This is a genomic window from Pseudomonas sp. C2B4 (genome assembly GCF_013359695.1).
Taxonomy (GTDB): Bacteria; Pseudomonadota; Gammaproteobacteria; order Pseudomonadales; family Pseudomonadaceae; genus Aquipseudomonas.
In genome coordinates this window covers 103,176-127,464 of the sequence record NZ_JABFMU010000011.1, presented here as the reverse complement: position 1 = coordinate 127,464, position 24,289 = coordinate 103,176, and the positions used below count along the sequence as shown (strand labels likewise).

General features: G+C 60.8%; 17 protein-coding genes and 1 pseudogene. 13 read left to right on the top strand and 5 right to left on the bottom strand.

The window, feature by feature from the left end; translation table 11 throughout:
• Positions 1–1,305 precede the first annotated feature (1,305 nt).
• From HNQ83_RS10890 to HNQ83_RS10865, 6 genes and pseudogenes are all read left to right on the top strand, one after another.
• Entirely contained in the window at positions 1,306–3,090 is a 1,785-nt protein-coding gene (locus tag HNQ83_RS10890; protein WP_372241892.1) for a DUF1302 domain-containing protein, read from the top strand.
• Positions 3,091–3,112: 22 nt separating this feature from the next.
• Positions 3,113–4,468, top strand: a pseudogene (locus HNQ83_RS10885) (DUF1329 domain-containing protein).
• 70 nt (positions 4,469–4,538) lie between these two features.
• On the top strand, positions 4,539–5,504 hold the full coding sequence (locus tag HNQ83_RS10880) for a YCF48-related protein (RefSeq protein WP_175388953.1): 966 nt from the start codon (positions 4,539–4,541) through the stop codon (positions 5,502–5,504).
• Positions 5,501–7,921 carry an RND family transporter gene (locus HNQ83_RS10875; RefSeq protein ID WP_175388952.1) on the top strand — a complete coding sequence of 807 codons (2,421 nt, stop codon included), beginning with the start codon at positions 5,501–5,503 and terminating at the stop codon, positions 7,919–7,921. The genes HNQ83_RS10880 and HNQ83_RS10875 overlap by 4 nt, the downstream gene beginning before the upstream one ends.
• An 81-nt stretch (positions 7,922–8,002) precedes the next feature.
• On the top strand, positions 8,003–9,415 hold the full coding sequence (locus HNQ83_RS10870; RefSeq protein ID WP_175388951.1) for a DUF1254 domain-containing protein: 1,413 nt from the start codon (positions 8,003–8,005) through the stop codon (positions 9,413–9,415).
• Between the two features lie 17 nt (positions 9,416–9,432).
• The gene (locus HNQ83_RS10865; RefSeq protein WP_175388950.1) at positions 9,433–10,884 is read left to right on the top strand and encodes a DUF1254 domain-containing protein; all 1,452 of its coding nucleotides are present in this window, start codon (positions 9,433–9,435) and stop codon (positions 10,882–10,884) included.
• Between the two features lie 216 nt (positions 10,885–11,100).
• Here the strand turns inward: HNQ83_RS10865 and puuE are convergent, their stop codons facing one another.
• The 3 genes from puuE to HNQ83_RS10850 form a co-directional block, all read right to left on the bottom strand.
• Positions 11,101–11,994 carry an allantoinase PuuE gene (gene puuE / locus HNQ83_RS10860; protein WP_175388949.1) on the bottom strand — a complete coding sequence of 298 codons (894 nt, stop codon included), beginning with the start codon at positions 11,992–11,994 and terminating at the stop codon, positions 11,101–11,103.
• Positions 11,994–12,866 (bottom strand): GNAT family N-acetyltransferase, encoded by an 873-nt coding sequence (locus HNQ83_RS10855; RefSeq protein ID WP_175388948.1) that lies wholly within the window; start codon positions 12,864–12,866, stop codon positions 11,994–11,996. Before HNQ83_RS10855 ends, puuE begins: the two co-directional genes overlap by 1 nt.
• Before the next feature lie 121 nt (positions 12,867–12,987).
• On the bottom strand, positions 12,988–14,007 hold the full coding sequence (locus HNQ83_RS10850) for an amidohydrolase (RefSeq protein ID WP_175388947.1): 1,020 nt from the start codon (positions 14,005–14,007) through the stop codon (positions 12,988–12,990).
• Positions 14,008–14,453: 446 nt separating this feature from the next.
• On the opposite strand from HNQ83_RS10850, the gene HNQ83_RS10845 reads away from it, so the two are divergent.
• From HNQ83_RS10845 to HNQ83_RS10835, 3 genes are all read left to right on the top strand, one after another.
• Positions 14,454–15,791 carry an aromatic acid/H+ symport family MFS transporter gene (locus tag HNQ83_RS10845; protein ID WP_175388946.1) on the top strand — a complete coding sequence of 446 codons (1,338 nt, stop codon included), beginning with the start codon at positions 14,454–14,456 and terminating at the stop codon, positions 15,789–15,791.
• 53 nt (positions 15,792–15,844) lie between these two features.
• Positions 15,845–17,107, top strand: a complete 1,263-nt coding sequence (locus HNQ83_RS10840) for a gallate dioxygenase (protein ID WP_175388945.1) — start codon at positions 15,845–15,847, stop codon at positions 17,105–17,107.
• A 135-nt stretch (positions 17,108–17,242) separates the two neighbouring features.
• A complete protein-coding gene (locus HNQ83_RS10835) occupies positions 17,243–18,490 on the top strand; it encodes an OprD family porin (RefSeq protein WP_175388944.1) in 1,248 nt (415 codons plus the stop codon).
• A 316-nt stretch (positions 18,491–18,806) separates the two neighbouring features.
• On the opposite strand, the gene HNQ83_RS10830 is transcribed toward HNQ83_RS10835, so the two are convergent.
• Positions 18,807–20,006 carry a LysR family transcriptional regulator gene (locus HNQ83_RS10830; RefSeq protein ID WP_175388943.1) on the bottom strand — a complete coding sequence of 400 codons (1,200 nt, stop codon included), beginning with the start codon at positions 20,004–20,006 and terminating at the stop codon, positions 18,807–18,809.
• 156 nt (positions 20,007–20,162) lie between these two features.
• Here HNQ83_RS10830 and galB point away from each other — a divergent pair, with 156 nt between their 5' ends.
• The 4 genes from galB to HNQ83_RS10810 all read left to right on the top strand — a co-directional run bounded on the left by galB (position 20,163) and on the right by HNQ83_RS10810 (position 22,940).
• Positions 20,163–20,897 carry a 4-oxalmesaconate hydratase gene (galB, locus tag HNQ83_RS10825; protein WP_175388942.1) on the top strand — a complete coding sequence of 245 codons (735 nt, stop codon included), beginning with the start codon at positions 20,163–20,165 and terminating at the stop codon, positions 20,895–20,897.
• On the top strand, positions 20,894–21,610 hold the full coding sequence (locus HNQ83_RS10820; RefSeq protein ID WP_175388941.1) for a 4-carboxy-4-hydroxy-2-oxoadipate aldolase/oxaloacetate decarboxylase: 717 nt from the start codon (positions 20,894–20,896) through the stop codon (positions 21,608–21,610). Before galB ends, HNQ83_RS10820 begins: the two co-directional genes overlap by 4 nt.
• Before the next feature lie 2 nt (positions 21,611–21,612).
• Positions 21,613–22,692, top strand: a complete 1,080-nt coding sequence (locus HNQ83_RS10815) for a 4-oxalomesaconate tautomerase (protein WP_175388940.1) — start codon at positions 21,613–21,615, stop codon at positions 22,690–22,692.
• A gap of 89 nt (positions 22,693–22,781) precedes the next feature.
• Positions 22,782–22,940: a hypothetical protein gene (locus HNQ83_RS10810; protein ID WP_175388939.1), complete on the top strand. Its 159-nt coding sequence runs from the start codon at positions 22,782–22,784 to the stop codon at positions 22,938–22,940.
• 61 nt (positions 22,941–23,001) lie between these two features.
• Here the strand turns inward: HNQ83_RS10810 and HNQ83_RS10805 are convergent, their stop codons facing one another.
• The gene (locus tag HNQ83_RS10805) at positions 23,002–24,267 is read right to left on the bottom strand and encodes an MFS transporter (RefSeq protein ID WP_175388938.1); all 1,266 of its coding nucleotides are present in this window, start codon (positions 24,265–24,267) and stop codon (positions 23,002–23,004) included.
• Between the last annotated feature and the right edge of the window lie 22 nt (positions 24,268–24,289).

Genomic DNA, 24,289 nt, shown 5'->3' with positions numbered 1-24,289 from the left:
GCGGCGTGAACCTTGACGGGTGTCCAAGATTACTTGACCAGTTCAGGCTCGCTCCTACAGAGAACCTGCGCTCGCCTCACGAGGGGGCAAGAAAATCAAAAGCAACGCGAGGCGCGCCTGACAGCCGACCTGACTTCCCGGATGGACCCATTCCCCTGTAGGAGCGAGCCTGCTCGCGAAAAACGTCCAGACAACGCGGGTATCCAGACAGCCCGCGTTATCGTTGACGTCCATCGCGAGCAGGCTCGCTCCTACAGAGAACTTGTGCTCGCCTCACGAGGGGGCAAGAAAATCAAAAGCAACGCGAGGCGCGCCTGACAGCCGACCTGACTTCCCGGATGGACCCATTCCCCTGTAGGAGCGAGCCTGCTCGCGAAAAACGTCCAGACAACGCGGGTATCCAGACAGCCCGCGTTATCGTTGACGTCCATCGCGAGCAGGCTCGCTCCTACAGAGAACCTGCGCTCGCCTCTCGAGGGGGCAAGAAAATCCAAAGCCAAAGCGCTGCGAGGCGGCCTTGAAGCCGGCCTGATTGCGGACGGTCCGCAATCCAATTGTGGGAGCGAGCCTGCTCGCGAAAAACGCCCAGACAATGGGGTTATCCAGGCAGCACGCGTTATCGTTGACGACCTTCGCGAGCAGGCTCGCTCCCACAGGGGGGCACGGGCATCTTCAAAAATCAGGTCGGCTGTCAGGCCGCCTCGCCTTGGCTTTTGATCTGGGCGCCCCGTTAAACCACGCTGGCCGGAGAGAGGGCATGCCGAGCCTAGCGAGGCACCGAGTGGTGGGGCAAGAGCGCTTGGTTACTTGGCGCTTTTCCAAGTAACCCGCTGTAAAAGCGGAACCATTAGTGGCCGTTACCGCAGCAATGGATATGTACACCGTGCACCAGCATCCCGACGATGGAGGTAGTCACAGGTTGACGGACAGGCTGAGGGCGTGGGGGGCAAGAAAATCCAAAGCCAAAGCCAAAGCAGAGCGAGGCGGCCTGACAGCCGACCTGGGTTTGCAGATTGATCCAATCCAGTACAGGCCCGCAGTCCATTTCCTTTGGCCTGCGGGCCTTTTTCGTTCCCATTGCCCACTCGGCAGTCTTTTTCGCCGCGCGCGTGTAAAGCCAAATTCCTGTCGTCAAATGTCAAGAATGGCTTCTCTGACTTCCCATAATCATCTCAACAATAAAGCTCTGCCGACGTGCCGTGGACACCTCCACGCGCGCCGGCAAAAGGGCGATTCCCATAGAGGTCAGCGATGCCGCATAACAACAATAAGCTTGTGTCTCGTTTGAAACCGTTGGCGATTGCAGTGTCTGTGTCTGCCACCGCCAGTGCACACGCCGTCACCTTCGACGTCGGTGAAGAATGGCAAGGGGAGTGGAACACCACGCTGTCGGTCGGTTCGCAATGGCGTGCCGAAGACGCCGACAACAAGTTGTATTCCGGCGCCAACGGGCGCTCGGTCGGCAAGCAGGGCGGGCTTGCCGGGCGTATCGATCCGGGCAACCTGAACTACGACAAGGGCGACCGTTTTTCCAGCATTGGCAAGTTCGTCACCGATGTGTCGTTGCGCAACGGCGACATGGGTGGGCTGGTGCGGGTCAAGGGTTGGTATGACGAAGCGCTGGAAGACGAAGACGTCAACCTGGGCAGCATCTCCAACGGTTACAAGAAAGACTCGCCGCTGTCGGATCGCGGTTATGAGGACCTGCAAAAGTACAAGGGCGTCTACCTGCTCGACGCCTACGTCTACAACACCTTTTACATCGATGAATCACCGCTGCAGGTGCGCCTGGGTCGCCAGGTGGTGAACTGGGGTGAAAGTCTCTATATCCAGGGCCTGAAGCAGATCAACCCGCTCGATGTCCCGGCCTTGCGTCGCCCGGGCACGGAACTCAAGGAAGCGCTGATTCCACTGTGGATGGGTTACTTCAACCTTGGCTTGCCGGCGGGCATTTCCATGGAAGGTTTCTATCAGCTCAAGTACGAGAACACCGCGGTGGAAGGGTGCGGCCATTACTGGTCGGTGACTGAAACCGCGATTGCCCGTGATGGTGGCAGTTGTGATGTCGGCATCACGCTCGGCAACCCGAATACGCTGACCTCGGCCCAGGCGATCAACGCCGGCGCCTACTTGCCATTGAACAAAGGCAAGGACCCCAAGGACAGCGGCCAATGGGGCCTGGCCTTCCGCATTCCGGTGGATGCGCTGGATGGCGAGTTGGGCATCTACTACATGAACTATCACTCGCGCACGCCGTACCTGGCCATCCGCAACAGCGCGCCAAAAGTCCCTGATGAGTTCCCCAACGCTCCGGCCGGCGGCGCATTGCGCGGTATAGGTCCGAGCTGGGAATACCCGGAAGACATCCGCCTGTACGGCATCAGTTTCACCACCACGGTCAAAGGCTGGTCGCTGGCCGGTGAGCTTAGCCACTCGCCCAACCAGCCCGTGCAACTCAACGGTGCCGACCTGCTCAACGGTGCGCTGGGCGGCGTGGGGCCGCTGGCGCAGTTGCAACAGTCGGTGGTCGGTCAGCGCGTGGCCTTCACGGAAGGCTGGAACCGCTTCGAGAAAACCCAGCTGCAGTTCAACGCCGTGAACCTGATCCCCAACGTGCTGGGCGCTGAGAACCTGACGGTGGTCGGTGAAGTGGGCTTCCAATGGAACAACGTGCCCGACTTCAAGGACAACGAACGTTACGGTCGCGCCTTCATCTTCGGCTTCGGTGCTTCGCCGAGCACCGGTGCCCTGGGTTCGTTGGGCAACACCCAACCCGATGGCGCGAAGAACAATGGCTACATCACCGATTTCTCGTGGGGCTATCGCCTGCGTGGGCAACTGGACTACTCCAACTTCCTCGGCACGTCGGTGACCGCGTCGCCGTTCGTGTTCCTCGGTCAGGACGTGGAAGGGGTGTCCATGGACGGGCAGTTCAACGAAGGCCGCCTCACCGAAAGTGTCGGCGTGAGCTTCGACTACAACAAGCAGCACAAAGTCGACCTGAGCTACGTCACGTTCGACAACAGCGCCGAATACGACCCGCTGCGTGACCACGATTTCTTCGCCGCCAGTTACAGCTACAGCTTCTAACAAGAATAAAAGGTACTCAACGATGAAAATATCGAACCGGGGTGTTCTCCTGACCGCCCTTGCCAGTGCAGTGATGTTCGGCCTCAGCGGTCCGGCCAGCGCCAAAATCACCGCCGACGAAGCCGCGAAACTGGGTTCCGACCTGACGCCGCTGGGTGGCGAAATGAAAGGCAATGCCGAGGGTACGATCCCGGCGTATACCGGTGGCCTTGCACAACCGCCTGCCGGTTGGTCGGCGGACAAGGGCTACACTGACCCCTTCGCCGCGGAAAAACCGCTGTTCACCATCACCGCGCAGAACCTTGCCCAATACAAGGACAAGGTCACCCCGGGCATGCAGGCGTTGTTTGCCAAGTATCCGAACTTCCAGATGCCGGTGTACCCGACCCATCGCACCGCGACCGTGCCTGCCGGCATCGCGGCCAAGGTCAAGGCGGAAGCGGTCAATGCCGAGCTCAATGGTTTCGGCCTGGCCAACCTCAATGGCACCACCACGCCGTTCCCGATCCCGAAGAACGGCCTCGAAGCGATCTGGAACCACACTGTGCGCTACCTCGGCGGCGGACTGGAACGCACCTACAGCTCGTTCCCGGTTCGCCCCAGCGGTGACTTCTACGATGTGAAGGTGCTTGAGAACCGGGTGTTCGACACCAACATGGACAAGCAGTCGCCCAACCGGTTGCTCAACTACACCGCACGCTTCCTGTCGCCGGCCACCCTGGCCGGCACCATTCAACTGGTCCAGGAGCCCATCGACCAGGTCGCGGAAGTGCGTTCCGCCTGGATCTACAACGTCGGCCAGCGCCGTGTGCGACGTGCCCCGGACCTGGCCTACGACAACGTCAACGATGGTACCGAAGGCCTGCGCGTCACCGACGATTTCGACGCCTTCAACGGTGCGCCGGATCGCTTTGACTGGAAGCTGGTGGGCAAGAAGGAAATGTACGTTGCCTACAACGACTACTAGCTGGGCAACAAACAGATTCCGTACAAGGACATCCTGACGCCCGGCACGCCCAATCCGGACCTGATGCGCTATGAACTGCACCGCGTCTGGGTCGTGGAGGCCACCTTGCGTCCTGACGCCAAGCACGTCTACGGCAAGCGCTCTTTCTATCTTGACGAGGACTCCTGGTCGGTATTGGCCACGGATGCCTACGACACCCGTGGTTCGCTGTGGCGTGTCGGCGTGCATCCGCTGATTCAGTATTACGACGCCCAGGTGCCTTGGTACGCGGCCAACATCTGGCATGACCTGAGCAATGGCAGTTACTACATGGCCGGCTTGTCCAACCAGGAAAAAACGCCCTGGAAGTTCGGTGCGAAAGGTCGCTTCGTCGACTTCCAGGCCGACGCCCTGCGTCGACTCGGTCGCTGAGTCCCGGACCCCGCGCGTGGCGTGAGTTGCGCGCGGGGGCAATTGATTTCTCTCTTGGTGGATACCCCTTATGTTCTCTCATCGCCTGCCTTCACTGGCCCTGGCGCTATGGGCGCTCGCTGCCTTGCCAGCGGCATTCGTCCAGGCGCCGGCACTCGACTACCCCATCGCTGCCGACAAAGTGCTGCTGCTCGACCTGGAAAAGGCCGGGGAACGCCTGGTCGCTGTCGGCGAGCGTGGCGTGGTGTTGTACTCCGATGACCAGGGGCAGGGCTGGCACAGCCTGCGTACCCCGGTGACGCGAACCCTGACGGCCGTGGCGTTTGCCACTGGGCAGGAAGGCGCGGCAGTGGGCCATGGCGGTGCGCTGCTGCACACCGGCGATGGCGGGCTGCACTGGCAGGCAGTCGAGGCCGATACCGGCGGTGAGTCGCTGCTGGGTGTGACAGCCATGGGCGGCAAGCGGATGGTGGCGTGGGGGGCATTCGGGTTGTATCTGGAGTCCGACGATGGCGGCGCGAGCTGGCAGCGGCGGATGATATTGGGTGAGGATTTCGACCGGCACATCGCCCAGATCCTCAACGCGCAAGGGCAGTGGCTGCTGGTGGGAGAAAGCGGCACCCTGGCTCGTTCGCTGGATCAGGGGCAGACCTGGGAAGCCATGGAAAGTCCTTACCAGGGCAGTTTCTTCGGTGCCTTGCAAACCCGTGACGGCACGCTGCTGGCCTATGGCATGCGCGGCAATCTCTGGCGTTCGGTGGACCAGGGGCAGAGCTGGAACAAGATCGAAACGGCAACCACCCTGGCCATCAATGGCAGCCTGCAACAAGACAACGGGCGCATTCTCGCCCTGGGCAATGGCGGGATCGTGCTGGCCAGCGATGACGATGGCGCAACGTTCCGGGCCATCAACGGTTCGACCAAGGCCAACCTCGCGCAAGGCGTGCAACTGAGCAATGGCCAGACCCTGGCCGTGGGCGATCGTGGCGTTACGTCACTGGCCAGGCTCGTCATCGCCAAGGGAGCGAAGTCATGACTCAGCAAGAACTTATCCGCGACGCCGACCAGCTCAATCGCCAGGACTTTTCCCGGGGCCTGGTGGGCAAGGTGTCGTACTGGATTTTCCACCAGCGCAAGCCGCTGCTGGCCCTGTTCATTCTGTTGACCCTCGGTCTGGGTTACAGCGCCTCCAACCTCAAGGTGGAGGCCGGATTCTTCAAAATGATCCCGCTGCACCATGAATACATGGGCACCTTCCTCAAGTATCAGAAAGACTTTGGCGGGGCCAACAAGATCCTGATCGCGGTGAAAAACAACAAGGGTGAAATCTTCTCGCCGGCTTCCATGTCGGTGCTGCGCAAGGTGTCGGACGAGGTGTTCTTCCTCAATGGTGTGGAGCGCAGTTCGGTGACATCGCTGTTTACCTCCAATGTGCGCTACACCGAAGTGGTGGAGGAGGGCTTCACCGGCGGCAACCTGGTGGCGTCCGATTACGCCGGGCGGCCCGAACAGTTGGCCCAGGTGCGCGAGCGTACGCTCAAGTCGGACTGGATCGGGCGCATCGTCTCCAATGACCTGTCCTCGGCCATGGTCGTCGCCACGTTGCAGGAAAAAGATCCCGTCACGGGGGAGCGGCTGGATCTGCAAAACGTCGCGGCGCAACTGGAAAAAATCCGCCAGGACAACCAGAGCGGCGACGTCAGCATCCACATCATCGGCTTTGCCAAATCCATTGGCGATATCGCTGAAGGCGCTTCGGGCGTGCTGATGTTTTTCGTGGTGGCGTTTGTGATTACGGCCGCACTGCTGTTCTGGTACTGCGGTTCGCTGATGCTGACCGGTTGGGCGCTGATTTGTGCCGTGGTGCCGGTGGTGTGGCTGCTGGGCATCTTGCCGCTGATCGGGCTGGGTCTGGACCCGATGTCGATTCTGGTGCCGTTCCTGATTTTCTCCATCGGTGTGTCCCACGCCGTGCAGATGACCAACGCCTGGAAACTGGAAACCCTCGCCGGGGCCGACGGCGTCACTGCATCGCGCAACTGCTTTCAGAAGCTGTTCATCCCCGGTGCAGTGGCGCTGTTGGCCAACGCCCTGGGATTCATGGTGATTGCGCTGGTGGACATCGAGATGGTCCGCGAGCTGGCGATCACGGCCACGCTCGGTGTTTCGGTGATGATCATCACCAACAAAATGCTGTTGCCGATCCTGCTGTCCTTCATGCGCCTGTCAGCGGCGGACGCTCACAAATTGCGTGGCAAGGAAACCATGGGCAGCGGGTTGTGGGAGCGCCTGGGCCGGCTGGCGACCCGTCGCGGAAGCATGACGGCGCTGGCAGTCGCGGCGATGCTGCTCGCCGGCGGCTTGTATCAGGCCAGGGACCTGCACGTTGGCGACCTCGGTGCCGGCGTGCCGGAGCTTCGCGAGAACTCGCGCTACAACCAGGACGTGGCGATGATCACCAGCCACTTCGCCACGGGCGTCGATCTGTTGCAGGTCATCGCCAGCGCCAAGGGTGATGAAACCCCCTGCGTGAAGCGCGAGGTGCTGGCGCCGCTGGAAGAATTCGAACTCTACCTGCGCCAGGACGATGGCGTCGCTTCGGTGCGCAGCCTGACGGCGTTCGTCAATAACATCACCCAGGCCTATGCCGAAACCGATCTGAAGTGGCATGTGCTTCCCGAGCGGGTTCCGCAGATCGCCCAGGGCATCGGCTTTGCCACCCGCAGCGGCACCGAATACATGAACAGCGCCTGCAACGCCATCCCGATATCCATTTACACCAAGGATCACCAGGCCGGCACCATTACTGAGCTGATGAACCGGATCAAGGCGTTCAAGGCCGCCTACGACAGCGACGACATCACCTTTGAACTGGCTTCGGGCAACGTCGGGGTGATGGCGGCGACCAACGAAGTGGTGCATGCGGCCGACAAAGTCGTCAACTGCGCGCTGTTTGCCTCGGTGGCGTTGTTGTGCCTGTGGATGTTCCGATCCTGGCGCGTGACCCTGTGCATCATCCTGCCGCTGGCGCTGGTCACCGTGCTGTGCAATGCGCTTATGGCGACCCTGGGCATCGGCCTCAAGGTGAATACTTTGCCCGTGGTGGCGCTGGGTGTCGGCGTGGGCGTCGATTACGGGATCTACCTGTTCGAGCGGATCAAGCACGAGATGCACGAGCGCAACCTGAGCCTGGAGGATGCCTTCGTCGAGGCACTCAAACAGCGCGGCACGGCGTCGGTGTTCACGGCGGTGACCATGACCTTGTCGGTGGCCACCTGGGCCTTTTCGACGCTGAAGTTCCAGGCGGACATGGGCATCCTGCTGGCGTTCATGTTCCTGGTGAACATGTTCGGGGCGATCTTGCTGTTGCCAGCGCTGGCGGCGTGGTTGTTGCCGCCAGGGCACAAGACAACTGGTCCGGGGACGTTTGACGGGGGCAAACCCTGTGCCTAGGGTTCTTGCAGACATTCTGTACAAGGCCGGTGTTTTTGATGGGTTGTGTCCGTCGCACTCTTTCCTGAAAGGACGTTCGTTATGACTTCATCACGCAAACTGTTGTTGTGTGTGCTGCCCCTATGCGTCGCACTCGGTAGTACAACGCACGCGCAAGCCAGCACGCCGGATTTACTGCTGACCACACCCGCAACACCCGATGTGGTTGAGAAGGGTATGCAAGCCGATGGCTACAGCCTCGCCATCTCGGCTTACAACTGGGGCTATCCATTGGTTCGCATGGAACGGGTGGCGCGTGAGTACACCAAGGTTCCGTCGCCCAAGCCCGATACCAGCTATCGCGCTGGGCTGAACCGGATCGGCTGGGCGACTTCGCTGGCATCACCGTCCGCCAAGGACATGCCCACCGCCAACAATGACACTTACTACATGAGTGCGGTGCTGGATCTCACCGAGCCCTATGTGTTGACCGTGCCCGATACCCACGACCGTTATTACGTGGTCGATGTATTCAACATGTGGCAGGAACTTGAACACTACGTCGGGCGGCGCACGACCGGCACCAAGGCCGGGAAGTTTGTGCTGGTGCCGCCGGGCTGGAAGGGCGAACTGCCCAAAGACGCCAAGCGCCTTGACGTCTCGACCCAAAAAATCTGGCTGTGGGGGCGAATTCACGTCAAGCAAGGCGAAGATGTCGCGCCGATCCTGGCACTGCAAAAGCAGTTCAGCGTCGAGCCATTGAGTGGCAAAGCGCATACCGATCAGTCGTTGCCCGCGTTGCCGCAAACGGGTGATGATCCGCTGGGTTTCTTCACGGAGCTGGCCGCGGCGCTCAAGGACAATCCGGTCAAACCTGCTGACGCAGCACTCTTCGCACAGTTCGCCCGAATCGGTCTGACGGACAAGGGCTTTTCTCCCGACAAGCTGAACCCAGCCACACGCAAGGGCCTGGAAGAAGGTTTGAAAGTTGCGCCTTACGTGGCGATTGCGTCGCTGGCCAGTACATCGTCGATTCGCAACGGCTGGAACTGGGTCACCGGCCTCGACAGCTTCGGCTACAACTATCCGTTGCGCGCCATGGTGGCCGGGCCGTATCTCGGCGGCCAGGGTGAGCATGAGGCGATGTACCCGATCCGCTTCACCGACAGCAAAAACCAATCGCTGACAGGCGCCAATCAATACGAGGTCAAACTGGCTTCAGCGCCTCCGGTGAATGCCTTCTGGTCCCTGACCATGTACGACGCCAGCGACAAGATGTTGGTCGACAACGAGATCGGTCGCTACAAGGTCGGCACCGATACGCCGAGTTTGAAAGTCGCCGCTGACGGTTCGATCACCATTCCCATTTCTCATGGAAAACCCCAGGGCGAGAATGCCGCTAACTGGCTACCGGCACCTGAAGGCGGGTTCTACGTGTTGTTGCGCCTGTACCAGCCTTCGGAGGACGTGCTGTCGGGCAAGTGGCAGTTACCGCAACTGAACAAGGTCAATTGAAGGGCAGGGGACGGACAATGAAGACGTGTGCAGCGTTCGTTGTTGGAGCAAGCCTGCTGACGGTCATGGCGGGTGCCATCGCCGACACATTGCCTCAGGGTGGGCAACCTCCGGCGGACGCCAAGGCGTCGATATCCGACTTCGACTATCAGATCAAATACCAGCGAGCTTTCGAGGCGGTGCTGTGGGGGATTCCCGCCAGCGCGATCTACAGCTTTCGGCGCGCCGCTGTCGATGATCTTGGGCTCAAGGACAATGACATCATTGCCTATTCGTCCACGGCCACACCCAAGCTGGAGGCCATAACCGCCAACAGCACAACGCCGTACATCTCCGCCTTCACCGACTTGCGCAAAGGCCCGGTGGTATTGGAGGTGCCGGTGGCCGGGACTGAGGGCAGTGTCTATGGGCAGGTCGTCGATGCCTGGCAGCTGACCATTGCCGATGTCGGCCCTTCAGGCGTGGATAGGGGGAAGGGTGGCAAGCTGCTCTTCACGCCACCGGGTTATCAAGGGGACATTCCTGAAGGTTACATTCATATCGCCTCGCCCAACTATCGAATTGCCCTGGCCTTTCGTTCTGTTCCCGCCCCGGGCAAGAGCGTGGCGGATGCCTATCAGTACGCCCAGAAGCTGCGCATGTATTACCTGTCCGAGGCTGCGAACCCGCCCAAGCAACGGTTTTCCGACCCGCTCAACCAGCGTTACCCGACCCTGCCGCTCTATGACGAGCGTTTTTTCGACGACCTGCATGCCATCGTCAGCGTCGAGCCGGTCAAGCCACAGGACAAGGTGATGATGGGGATGCTGTCATCGCTGGGCATTGAGCCGGGCAAACCCTTTGCGCCTGACGCGACCACCCAACGAGCGATGCGACAGGCCGCCATCGATGCCTGGTACTACCTGCAACAGTGGTTCGACAACTTTCCCAAAGACAGGCTGTATTGGCCGGATCGGCACTACGCATCGTTGCTGATGACCGATGCGAAGAAGACGTTCTCGTTCGTTGATGACAACCGCGTCGACCTGATCAATCGCGCCGCCGAATATTTCTGGTGTACTTACATGCCCAAGACCTTGAGCGACACGCCGGCAACGCAATACATGATGGCCATGGCCGACAACGAAGGGAAACTCTTGGAGGCGGGCAAGCTTTACAAGCTGGATGTTCCGCCACAGATGCCGGTCAAGCAGTTTTGGGCATTGACGGTGTATGACCGTGCCACGATGTCGTTCATCTATAGCGATACCCATCGAACCACGTTGTCTTCATATGACCTGGACAAGATGAAGAAGAACGCCGATGGCGGTGTTTCGATCTACGTGGGGCCGAAACCACCCGCGGAGCTGGAGTCGAACTGGATTCCAACCGCTGGCAAGCGCCCATTGCCGGCCATGCGGTTCTATGGGCCGACTGAAGCAATGAACAACAAGACCTTCAAGTTGCCGGATTTTGAACTAGTCAAATAAGCGTTGCGGGCATAGACCAGGCTGCAGGTCTATGTTCGCTTTTGGCCGATTGCTGCCTGTCACCGCCGGCGGTTGTCCTGCCTCATCTCACCATCATCGTGCGGCGCGGTACACCACTTACGTCCAGCGATATTCGAGGGGGAGCAGAGTGCCTGATGCAGAACGGGTGGTGTTGATACGCCAGCATGGCTCAGGTCGTTCCGAACCACTTGGCACTCAAGCGGGGAACTGGGTTATCCAGTGCCTGGCAATCTCTTCGCGCCGGCAGATCCACACCGCGTCGTGGCTTTGTACATAATCGAGAAAGCGCGCCAGCGCCATCGCACGACCGGGATGACCACTGATCCGCCCATGCAGGCCGACGCTCATCATCTTCGGGTGGTGCGCGCCCTCCTGCCACAGCAGGTCGAAAGCATCCTTGAGCAGCCGGAAGAAGTCTTCACCGCAGGCGAAACCGTTCGGCAGCAGATAGCGGGCGTCGTTGTTGACTAGTGTGTAAGGGATCACCAGGTGGGCGGGCGAGCCTGGGAGCCAATAGGGCAGGTCATCGTTGTAGGCGTCCGAGCTATAGAGAAACCCACCTTCCTCGCGCAACAGGCGGCGGGTGTTCTGGCTGACCCTGCCTGTGTACCAGCCTACGGGGCGTTTACCGCAGATCTGCTTGATCACGTCGAGGGTGAGGCGGATATGGTGCCGCTCCTGGTCTTCAGGCATGTCGCGATAGTCCAGCCAACGGTAGCCATGCCCGGCAATCTCATGCCCGGCGGCGCAGAGCGCATGACCAATCGCCGGGGTGAGTTCAAGTGCCCGGCCGACGGCGAAGGCGGTCAGCGGCAGGCCTCGGGCGCTGAACAGCTCCAGAATGCGCCACACACCTGCGCGCGATCCGTATTCGTACATGCCCTCGACGCTCAAGTCCGGTTCCCCCACACGCGGCGGGCGGCCGGGTAGCTCGTGAAGCCAGGCCTCCGACTGTGCATCGCCATTGAGGATGCAAGACTCCGCGCCCTCTTCGATGTTGAGTACGAACTGGACCGCGACACGCGCCTCACCGGGCCATCGCGGGTGGGGTGGGCAGCCGCCATAACCGATAAGGTCGCGAGCGGACATCAGCCTAGCTCGAAGGTCGTGACGCCGAACACGCATTCGTGCGCGATCGCCGGGAGAGGACCGAGGTACATGCGTGCGCAGCCGAAAACCTCGATCATGCCCTGTTGGCGCACGAGCGCCATCGCGGCGGGGTTATTCTCCGGGGCATCGAGAAACAACGGGCCACCCGCCGCAAATTCCGCCAGGCGCGTGTAGAGGGCATTGGCTGCCAGGGCGTCATCGGCGAACAAGGGGCCGATTTTGCAGCCTTCCCGGCAGCGCCTTACTACACCGTAGCCGCTTAGCCTGCCCTCGCGCCGACAACCCACGGCGAGTGCATCGCCCTGGGTTATCCACCCGCTCAGGAAGGTTGCGCGCGCGGCGGGGAAGCAGGTGCGGTCGTAATCGACAACCTGATCGAACGGGAAGTCGTGCAACGGGACGATGTCCTGGTCGTCTACCGGCGAGGGCGTCGGGCGTTCGGTGATCTCGGCGCGAAAACGCATGTTGCGATGGGAGAAGACGAAACCACCCTTGGCGTAGTAGTCCTGCATCGCGAAGACGCCGTCCATGCCGATGCTCGCGCCTGGGTGGAGGCGGGCGAGGAGTCGCTCGCGGCGTGCGTGCCAGAGGGTATTGCCCAGACCGTGACCGCGATATTCAGGCCGGACGATGAAAAACCCCATGAAACCGAAGTCGCCATGGTAGGAGGTGATGGCGCCGCCGCCGATCAATTCGCCGCCCCGGGATGCCGCGATGAAGGCGGCAGGGTCCGTAGCCCAAAACAGCTCGGCATCGTGAAGGCCGGGGTTCCAACCCTCACGGGCAGCCCACTCGACGAGCTCGTCCAGCTCGGGACGGGTCATGTTGCGGATGACCAGCTGATTCGACACCGCGAAGTTCTCCTCAGTCGCTAATCGAGCGTGGGCTTCATCTCCACCTTGAACCCTTTCGGTATAGCTTCAACACGAGTATTGATCCAGGCCGTCACCTCACCTGCGTGACGCCATCGGGTCAAGCGGCAAAGCCAAACAGGCGTTTGGGGGTGTCCCATAGAATCTTCTGGCGGTCACCGGCATTCGGGAACATTTCGCCGAAGTTGCTCAGAACGGTGCCCAATTCCATGCTTTGCCGCGCGCGCAGAAACGGCCAGTCCGTGCCCCACATGCAGTGGTCGGCCGTGAACGCCTGCAGCAGCGCGAGCTGGTAGGGCTTGGCATCGGCATAGGGGTAATTTTGCCTGGAGTACTGCGACAGCCCGGAGAGTTTGACGAAGGTGCGCCCGTTGCCGGCCAGTGACAGCAGTGCCTGGAACGCCGGCTGTTGCAAGCCGGCGCTGACATCGGGACGACCGGAGTGGTCGATCAATACACGGGGACGGGTGCGTTCAATCAAGGGCAACAGTGCGAGCAACTGATCGTCCTTGACCTGGATCTGGGCATAAAGGTCCAGCTCGGCCAGGCGTCCCATCAGGCTGTCGATTTTCAGATAACGCTCGGGCCCCAGCAACGCGGCATTGAGCGCCACACCGATTACGCCCTGCGTCTTGTATTGCGCGAGCGTCTCGCTGGAGACGTCGTTCGGCACCACAACCACACCCTTATGGCGACCCTTGTTGCGTGCCAGCGTGTCGAGCAGGCAGCTGTTGTCGTAGCCATAAGCCGAGGTCGGCTGCACGATCACTGAATGGCGAATGCCAAAGGCCTGCATGACCCGTTCGTAATACGCAGCAGGGCCGACCTCGGGACCTGCCGGTTGGTAGGTGGAGTCAGCGGGGTAGGGGAATTGGGCAGGGTCGATCACATGATGGTGGCAATCGATCTTGGGCTGTGACAACAGGCTGAGTAGTTGGGGATCCATGGCCGTACCTGGTGATTGATCGGAGTCTGCTTTGTCTGTGCTCTGCCGAGTATCGCCCGGGGCGGCCTGGCCCAGGATCGGCATGCCCAGCGCGGCGCTGGCGGTCAGCACAACGGAGCTTTTCTTGAGCAGTGAGCGACGGGAAAAACCGGTGTCATCGAGCGGCGTGGCCATGTTTGAAACCCCTTTTTTATTAGTCTGTGCGGCTACAGAGAGCCACGGATGCACTCATCCCCTTGTAGGAGCGAGCCTGCTCGCGAAAAACGTCCAGACAACGTGTTGGTCCAGACAGCCCACGTTTTCGTTCACGTCCATCGCGAGCAGGCTCGCTCCTACAAGTGTTCGTTGTCGACCTTAGAGCAGCGCCTGCACCGCGTCGTCTGTGAAGTCGTTAAGCAGGTATCGCTTTTGTTTATGGGCAATTCCGCGAATCTGAACGCCAGGGGCAAAGACGCGTCTCCATTCACCCGATAAGAAAAACCGATACCCGCTTAAGGATTTCCCAGAGGCGGGGCGGGCACTCGCGGCTTTAGAGTCACGGCCAGTGTTCGACGATGGGCTGGCCTCGATGTCGCGGCGGACCCTGTCGGAATGTCTACAAAAATAAGAAGGTGAAAAACATGAGTCACGAAACGGTCGACATCAAAGCGTGGATCGATAACCGCCCGGTTGCCAGGTATCAGTGGCTCATCATGAGCCTGTGCTTCTTCATTGTGCTGTTCGATGGCCTCGATGTGGCGGTAATGGGCTTTATCGCGCCTTCGCTGATTCAGGAGTGGGGCCTCTCCAAGGCTGCCTTCGGCCCGGTCATGAGCGCGGGCATGGTCGGCCTCGCCATCGGTGCGCTGACGGCCGGCCCTTACGCCGATCGCCTGGGACGCAAGAAGGTGCTGCTGTTTGCGGTGACCGGATTCAGCGTGCTCAGCCTGGCGTGTGCGTTCGCCCGTAACCCCTACGAGCTTGCCGCCTTGCGGCTGTTGACCGGCGTGGCCCTGGGCGCCGCAATGCCGAACACCACCACACTGCTGGCCGAATACCTGCCAGAGCGCAATCGCTCGCTGTTCATCACCATTATGTTCACCGGTTTCAACATGGGCTCGGGGCTGGGCGGCTTGCTAGCGGCCTGGTTGATTCCCTTGCACGGCTGGCAATCGGTGTTGCTGGTTGGCGGCATCCTGCCACTGGTGTTGTTGCCTTTTCTCTGGTTGCTGTTGCCAGAGTCCGCACGGTTCCTGGCGGCGCGCAATGCACCCGCCGCGCAGATCGCCAACGTGCTGAACAAGCTTGGCGGCAGCTTCTCGGCGGCTACACATTTCACCCTCGCCGAACCCCAGGCCCAGCACAAGGCGCCGGTGCGCATGCTGTTCACCGAACGCTATCGCACCGGCACGCTGGCGCTGTGGCTGACCTACTTCATGGGCCTGCTGGTGATCTACCTGACCATGGGTTGGATGCCGACCCTGTTGCGTGAAGGCGGCCTGTCCATTGAGCGGGCGGCGACCATTACCGGCCTGTTCCAGATCGGCGGTACGGTCGGGGCTATCGTGGTCGGCTGGGTCATGGACCGGCGCAACCCGAACGGGGTCATTGCCACCAGCTATGCATTGGGCGGCGTCTTCATTCTGCTGCTGGGGGCGTTCAGCCTGGAGTCGAGCCTGCTGGCGGTGGGCGTGATTGCCGCCGGTTTCTGCATGAGCGGCGCACAGACCGGGCTCAACGCGTTTGCGCCCGGCTACTACCCGACGGATTTCCGTGCCACGGGCGTGAGCTGGATGCTGGGTATCGGTCGATTCGGGGCTATCTTTGGCTCCCTCATCGGTGGCGCGGTGCTCAGCCTCGGCTTGGGCCTGCCGTTGCTGTTCGCCCTGTTGAGCGTGCCGGCCTTCATCGCGGCCCTGGCCATCCTGGCCAACGGTCATGCCCGGCGTCGGGTCAGCCAGACGTTGGTGACGCAATAATCTTTTCCGAACACTTTTTATCGAACTCTTTTTATTAGAAGCAGGAACTCATCATGGCACGCATCATCGGTGGCCTCGCTGTCTCCCACACACCCACCATCGGCTTTGCCGTCGATCACGACAAACAGAACGAGGCGGCCTGGGCGCCGATTTTCGAAGGCTTCGAACCGATCAAGGTGTGGTTGAAGGAGCAGCGACCGGATGTGCTGTTCTACATCTTCAACGACCACGTGACGTCGTTTTTCTTCGACCACTATGGCGCGTTCTCCCTCGGGGTCGATGAGCGTTACGAGGTGGCGGACGAGGGCGGCAACCCGCGCTCGCTGCCGGCGGTCGGTGGGCATGCGGCACTGTCGCGACACATCGGCCAAAGCCTGATGGCCGATGAGTTCGACATGAGCTTCTTCCGCGACAAGCCGCTGGACCACGGCTTCTTCTCGCCGATGTCGGCACTGTTGCCGTGTGATCCTGAGTGGCCGGTGGAAATCGTGCCGCTGCAGGTTGGGGTGTTGCAGTTCCCGATCCCCAGCGCCTTGCGTTGCTACAAGTTGGGACAGGCCCTGCGCCGGGCGATCGAAAGCTATCCCGAAGACCTGAAGGTGGCCATTGTCGCCACCGGTGGCGTGTCCCATCAGGTGCATGGCGAGCGTTGCGGTTTCAACAATCCGCAGTGGGATGAGCAGTTCATCGATCTGCTGGTCAACGACCCGCAGCGCCTGACTGAAATGACCCACGCCGAGTACGCCACCCTCGGCGGGATGGAAGGCTCGGAGGTGATCACCTGGCTGATCATGCGTGGCGCCTTGTCCGCCACGGTGAAAAACCTGCATCAGGACTACTACCTGCCGTCCATGACCGGCATCGCCACGCTGTTGCTGGAAAACCAGGATCGGCCGGTTCCGGCGGATGTGAACGCACGGCATTTGCAGCACATGCAGCACCAGTTGGTCGGTATCGAAAAACTGGAAGGGACCTATCCGTTCACCCTGGAGCGCAGTGCCAAGGGTTATCGCTTGAACAAGTTCCTGCATCGCATGATCGAGCCGCAATGGCGCCAACGTTTTCTCGAAGCGCCCGAGGCGCTGTTCGAGGAGGGGAGCTTGAGCGAAGAGGAACGTGAACTGCTGCGACGCCGTGACTGGCGCGGGTTGATCCAGTACGGGGCGATCTTCTTCGTGCTGGAAAAACTCGCGGCGGTACTGGGGATTCCCAACTTGCAGGTCTACGCGGCAATGCGTGGGCAGAGCCTGGAATCGTTCATGAAGACCCGCAATCAGCAGGTGCTCTACTCGGTGGCGGGCAAGGCCCCTCGCTGATCTTCGGGAGCGACCGCTCCGTCCGTTCTCGGCGACCCTGACCGGGTCGCCTTCACCCTTTCTGTTCGATCTCACTGTGCCCGGCATTCAAGGGCGCAGGGCATTCCCTTACCCAAAAACCGGAAAACAATAACAATGAAAATCACCGTCAATCCTCGAATCGCTTGCTCGCTGGCCGTTATTTGCGTGGCACCCCTGGACGTTCAGGCCGAAGGGTTTGTCGAGGACGCCAGCGCCAACCTGAACCTGCGCAACTTCTACATCAATCGCAACTTCACCAACCCGGCTTACCCGCAAGGCAAGGCCGAGGAGTGGACGCAGAACTTTATCCTCGATGCTCGTTCCGGTTTTACCCAAGGCATTGTGGGGTTTGGCGTTGATGTGTTGGGGCTTTACTCGGTCAAGCTGGACGGTGGCAAGGGCACCGGCGGTACGCAACTGCTGCCGGTGGATAGCGAGGGTCGTCCAGCCGATGATTTCGGCCGCCTGGCCGTCGCCGGGAAAATGAAAGTGGGGAAAACCGAACTGAAGGTCGGCGAGTGGATGCCGGTGTTGCCGATCCTGCGTTCCGACGACGGCCGCTCGCTGCCGCAAACCTTTCGTGGCGGCCAGGTCACTTCGCAGGATATCGATGGCCTGACCCTCTACGGTGGCCAGTTCCGGCAGAACAGCCCGCGCAACGACTCGAGCATGGAAGATATGTTCATGCAGGGCAAAACCGCGTTCACGTCCGATCGCTTCAACTTCGTCGGTGGCGAATACAGCTTCAACGCGAAACGCACGATGATCGGCCTGTGGAATGCCGAGCTCAAGGACATCTACCAGCAGCAGTACCTGCAACTGGTTCACAGCCAACCGCTGGGTGCCTGGACCCTGGGCGCCAACCTGGGCTATTTCTGGGGCAGTGAGGAGGGCAGCGCCCGTGCCGGCGATCTGGACAACAAGACGATGTACGGCCTGTTCTCGGCCAAATACGGCGGCAACACCTTCTATGTCGGCCTGCAAAAACTCACCGGCGATGATGCGTGGATGCGGGTCAACGGCACCAGCGGCGGCACCCTGGCCAACGACAGCTACAACAGCAGCTATGACAACGCCCGGGAAAAATCCTGGCAGGTGCGCCACGACTACAACTTCGTCGCCCTGGGCATTCCGGGGCTAACCCTGATGAACCGCTACATCAGCGGCGATAACGTCCATACCGGCGGCGTCACCGATGGCAAGGAGTGGGGTCGTGAGACCGAACTGGGCTACACGGTGCAGAGCGGCACCTTCAAGAACCTGAATATGCGTCTGCGCAATTCCAGCATTCGTCGCGACTACAGCAGCAACGAGTTTGATGAAAACCGCCTGATCGTCAGCTACCCCTTCGGCTTGCTTTAAGGCCTGGCTCTTACAGGGGGCTCTGTCGCACACAGGATTTGTATACAACCTCAATCAACTGTGGGAGCGGACTTGCCCGCGAAGAGGCCGGCACATCCAGTATCGATGGTGACTGACACACCGCCTTCGCGGGCAAGCCCGCTCCCACAGGGATCGTGGTTGGCTACATTTTTTGTATTCATCGAAGACCCATTGTAGGAGCGAGCCTGCTCGCGATGGACGTCAACGATAACGCGTGCTGTCTGAATGAACGCGTTGCCCAGACGTTTATCGCGAGCAGGCTCGCTCCTACAGGGGGTCGGCGTCGTACCTGATTCTATTGCTCGCGGATCACCTGGCGAATCACATCCATCAGGGCCTGCGCCACCGGCGAGTGCAGGCAGCCGTTGCGATAAGTCAGGCCGATGGCCCGGGTGGTCTGTTTCAGTTCCAGCGGCAGGATGCACAGCTCGCCCGAGGCAATCTCCGGTTCCAGTTGGTGGGCGGAGACGGCCGCGAGCATGTCCGAGCGCAGCAACAGCCCCCGAATGATTGCCATGTCGCCGCTTTCCACCACCGGCCGGGGCGGCGCAATGCCGAACCGGGTGAAGCACTCATCGAGCATCCTGCGGGCTGGCGAGCCGGCGCGGGGCAGCACCCATCGGGCGGCGCCGAGTTCATCGGGCAGGACCTTTTTTGAAGAGAGCGGATGATCGCGCCGCGCCAACACCAGCATTTCTTCCGTGAGCAACGCCTCGCCGGTCAGGTCGCTGGCGTAGGTGTCCGAGCGCAGGGCACCGAAAATGAAGTCGACATCGCCGGCGCGCAATTCGCTCGCCAGCAGATCGAACGGGCTTTCGTTGGTGATCACCTGGATAGCAGGGTGCTCGGCCATCAGGCGCACGATGGCTTCGGGCAATATGCGAGTGCGTCCCAGGGGCAGGGCGCCGATATGCACCACGCCTTGCAGGGTGCCGCGGATGGCGGTGATGTCCGTTTCGATGTGGCGCAATTCATTCAGCGCCCGGCGAATCGGGAACAGGATGTCCTGGCTGGCGCGAGTCGGCTGCAAACCGCGAGGCGTGCGCTCGAAGAGTGTCTGGCCGCAGCCGTTTTCCATGACCTTGATGGTCGAACTGATCGCCGGCTGGCTCAGGCCGAGCAGGCTGGCGACGGTCTGCATGTGCTGGGTTTCACAGAGTTTGACGAACACTTGCAGGCGTCTGGCCTGGAACAGGTAAAGCGGTTCGACCGCGCGTTTGTCCCCGCCGCCGAGCAGTCGGGGCACGCTTTCCAGCTCCGCCAGCACCCGTCGCGCCCGCGGCAGCAAACGCTCACCGTAATCGGTCAGGCGCATACCGTTGGCGTGGCGTTCGAACAACGGCACATCGAGTCGGGCTTCCAGTTCGCCAATCGACCGGGTGACCACTGACTGCGCCCGGAACAAGGCCACAGAGGCTTTGGATACGCTGCCGTGATCGGCCACCCGGACGAAGGCGCGCACGTTCATCAGGTTGAACAGTTCAGTGGATTCCATGGGGGCGGGCTCTGCGAATCGGTGTCTGCGCCGGACTATGCATCCCCCTGCATCGGGTAGCAATAAAAAAAACGCATACCTCCAACACTGCAACGCATTACTCCGCCGGCGGGTCGCGGTGCGATGCTCTTTGCAACCGCAGGAGGAGTATCCGCAATGATCGAGTCACCGAAAAACGCGCTGGTCGTCAGCGCCCACTCTGCCGATTTCGTCTGGCGCGCCGGCGGTGCCATCGCACTGCATGCGCAACAGGGCTACAACGTGCACATCGTCTGCCTGTCCTTCGGCGAGCGCGGCGAGTCGGCCAAGCTGTGGCGCAAGGGCGAGATGAGCGAAGAGAAAGTCAAATCCGCCCGCCGTGAAGAGGCCCAGGCCGCTGCCGATATCCTGGGCGCGAGCGTCGAGTTCTTCGACATCGGCGACTACCCGATGCGCGCCGACAAGGACACCCTGTTTCGCCTCGCCGATGTGTTTCGCCGGGTCCAGCCGGAATTCGTCCTCAGCCATTCGCTGAAAGACCCCTACAACTACGATCACCCGCTGGCCATGAACCTGGCGCAAGAGGCGCGCATCATCGCCCAGGCCGAAGGCTACAAACCGGGCGAGAAAATCGTCGGCGCGCCACCGGTGTACAGCTTCGAACCGCATCAGCCCGAGCAATGCGAATGGCGTCCGGACGTGCTGCTGGACATCACCCAGGTCTGGGACAAGAAGTACGCCGCCATCCAGTGCATGGCCGGCCAGGAACACCTATGGGAGTACTACACCCGCGTCGCCTTGCAGCGCGGCGTGCAGGCCAAGCGCAACGTCGGCATCACCTCCAGCCGCGACATCGTTTACGGCGAGGGTTACCAGAGCATCTTCCCGCGCGTCACGGAGAACCTGGCATGAGCGTGTTGATCGGAAAAGTCGGCATCGTCGTGCGCAACATCGACCGCGCCGAACAGGCATTGGTCGATGAGCTGCGCAGCTTCGGTGTCGCCACAATTCATGAAGCGCAGGGGCGCAAGGGCCTGCTGTCATCGTCGATCACACCGATTCAGCGGGGCACCGCTATCAGCGGTTCGGCGGTCACGGTGCTGGTTTCTCCTGGCGATAACTGGATGTTCCATGTGGCGGTGGAGCAGTGCCGCCCCGGCGATATCCTGGTGGTCGCGCCCAGCTCACCTTGCACCGACGGTTACTTCGGCGACCTGCTCGCGACTTCGCTCAAGGCCCATGGTGTGCGGGCATTGGTGATCGATGCCGGCGTGCGTGACACCCACACGCTTAGGGAGATGGGCTTCCCGGTCTGGTCCCGCGCCATCAGCGCGCAAGGCACCATCAAGGAGACCCTGGGTTCGGTGAACCTGCCGTTGGTGTGCGGCGGTCAATTGGTCAACCCGGGCGATGTGGTGGTCGCCGACGACGACGGCGTGGTCATCGTGCGTCGGGGCGAGGTGCCGCAGGTTGTCGAGGCCAGTCGCGCACGCGCCGATCTGGAAGAGCAGAAGGCGTTACGCCTGGCCAAGGGCGAGCTGGGCCTGGACATTTACAACATGCGCCAGCGGCTCGCGGAAAAGGGTCTGCGCTATGTCGACAGCCTGGACGAACTCGGAGACTGAGCATGGGCCAGACACGTATTCCATGCCTGTTGATGCGTGGCGGAACGTCGAAAGGCGCGTACTTCCTGGCCCGCGACTTGCCCGCCGACACGGGGCTTCGAGACCGCGTACTGCTGGCGGTCATGGGATCGCCGGATGCACGGCAAATCGATGGTCTTGGTGGCGGCGACTCGCTGACCAGCAAAGTGGCGATCATCAAGCCCAGTGCCCGCGCCAATGCCGACGTCGATTACCTGTTCGCCCAGGTGCTGGTGGATGAGCCGCGCGTCGATTACGGCCAGAACTGCGGCAACATTCTCGCCGGCGTCGGGCCCTATGCGATTGAGCGCGGACTCGTGGCCGCCTCGGGTGATGTCACCCCAGTGCGCATTTTCATGGAAAACACCGGGCAGATCGCAATTGCTCAGGTACCGACCCCGGACGGCACCGTTAGCTATTCGGGTCAGGCAAGGATTGACGGAGTGCCCGGTTGCGGCTCGCCATTGATCGTTGAGTTCCAGGACATCGCCGGCTCCAGTTGCGGCGCATTGCTGCCCACCGGTAACGTGGTCGATGAATTCGATGGGGTAGAGGTGACCTGCGTCGACAACGGCATGCCGGTCATTCTCATCCGCGCCGAAGACCTCGGGCTCAGTGGCTACGAGCACCCTGAACAACTGGACGTCGACATCCGGTTGAAGGCCCGACTTGAATCGATCCGCTTGCAGGCCGGTCCGCGCATGAATCTGGGCGACGTGAGCCAGCGCAATGTGCCCAAGATGTGCCTGATCGCGCCGGCTCAAAGGGGAGGGGCATTAAGCACTCGCACCTTCATCCCGCATCGATGCCACACCAGCATCGGCGTGTTCGGTGCGGTCAGCGTGGCGGTGGCTTGCCTGATCGAGGGCAGTGTGGCAGCAGGCGTGGCGAGTGTCGTCGAGGGTGACACCCGGCAACTCTCGGTTGAACACCCCACGGGAGAGTTCACCGTAGAGTTGCGTCTTGGAAACGGTCGCTTGACGAGCTGCGGCCTGCTGAGAACGGCCCGATTGTTATTGGACGGAGGCGTTTTTATTCCGCGAACGGTATGGGAAGGTAATTAGGGGTGAGCGCGCTGTTGTTTCGTGATCGTTGACTGACGGAAAGGATCTGCATATACAGTCCGCTCTTTCAATTTTTGTTGCGGTCAGTCATGAGTGAAGAACGAGATATTCCCGAGCCCGAGCACGACCATTTGCTCGATCATGAATTCCATGATGATGAGTCATGGGGCGAAGAAGACGCTCAAGCAATTTTTGACGACGAAGATGATGACGTTGATTTTCTTGATCAGATAGATCAAGAGGAGTGAATGGGCGAAAGGAGGAATCGGCGTGGCAGACGATTCCTCCTCCTGGAGTCCGTGCCGATGATCAGGCTTGTACCGCGCTGACCCCGCCAGTGGCCTTGGAATTCTTGCGCACCGCTTGATAGAGAAGGCTGGACACCATGAAGCCTGCAATGGCCAGTAGGCTCATCAGGGTGAACACATAGTTGTAGCCCTGTTGACCGGGGAAGTGGTCGAGGATCGCGCCATAGATGACGTAGGCAAACATGCCGGGTGCATAGCCGATCAGGCAGCCGATGCCGAAGGCGGAACCGGTGATGTGCTGGGGAATGCCGACTTCGCCCATCGGTGCCCAGAACACGCCGCGCATGGAGAACACGATCAGGGCGAAGGACAGGGTGGCCGCCATCCCCGCATAGATGAAGCCCGGGCTTTTAGGAATCAGCATGATCACGCCCATCAGCGGCAAGAGTGCCAGGAATGCCCACTTCAGGTAGCGGCTGGTGCTCTTGAACTGTTTGTCGGCAATGAAGCCGCCGGCAGGCCCGCCGAGGATCTTCAGGAAATATTGGTTGATGATGCCGTAGGCGCCGACCAACGCCACGGGCAACCCGTACATTTCCTTGAGGTAAGGAATGAAATAGGTCAGGCCGCAGTAGACGATGTAGACCATGAACACGTTGAGGCTGACCAGCCAGATACCCGGTACCTTGATCGCTTCCATCAGGTTCGCCAGGCCATTTTTCGGCTTGGCGGCCGATTGCGCGTTGCCGCCCTTGAGCAGGAACCAGGTCAGGGTGCCGGCCAGAATGTCGATGACCGAGTAGAACAGGATCGCCGACTTCAGGCCGGTTTCGCCCGAACCCATGGCGACGAACACGCCCAGGGCGGAAAAAGCCACCAGCGTATCAACCACGCCACGCCCACCTTCGAGCAGACCGAACAACCGGCCTTGTTCCTGATCGTCACCCAGGTTGCGGATGGCTTTGAGCAGCGATGGCCAAAACAGGCAGTCGGCACAGACAGCCAACAGGCTGAACACGATCAGCAAACTGCTGAAGGGCGGAAAGGTCGCCAGGTACAACCCCAGGCTACCGGTTCCGATCAGCCCGAGGGGGATCAGTTTGCGCGTGTCATAGCGATCGGCGAGCAGGCCGCCAAGCACAAATAGAGCGGTGGCGATGATCGCGTTGGCACTGAGCAGCATGCCGATTTCCGTGTGGCTCAAACCCATGAATTCCTGCATGGGTACATAGAAGGCGTCCTTGAGGTTCGCCAGCTTGTAGATGGTGCCGCCACCGAGGATGAGGATCAGGAATCTGAGCCATTTGGCCTTGTTTTGAGTTGTCATTGTTGTTCTCCGGGCGTAATCG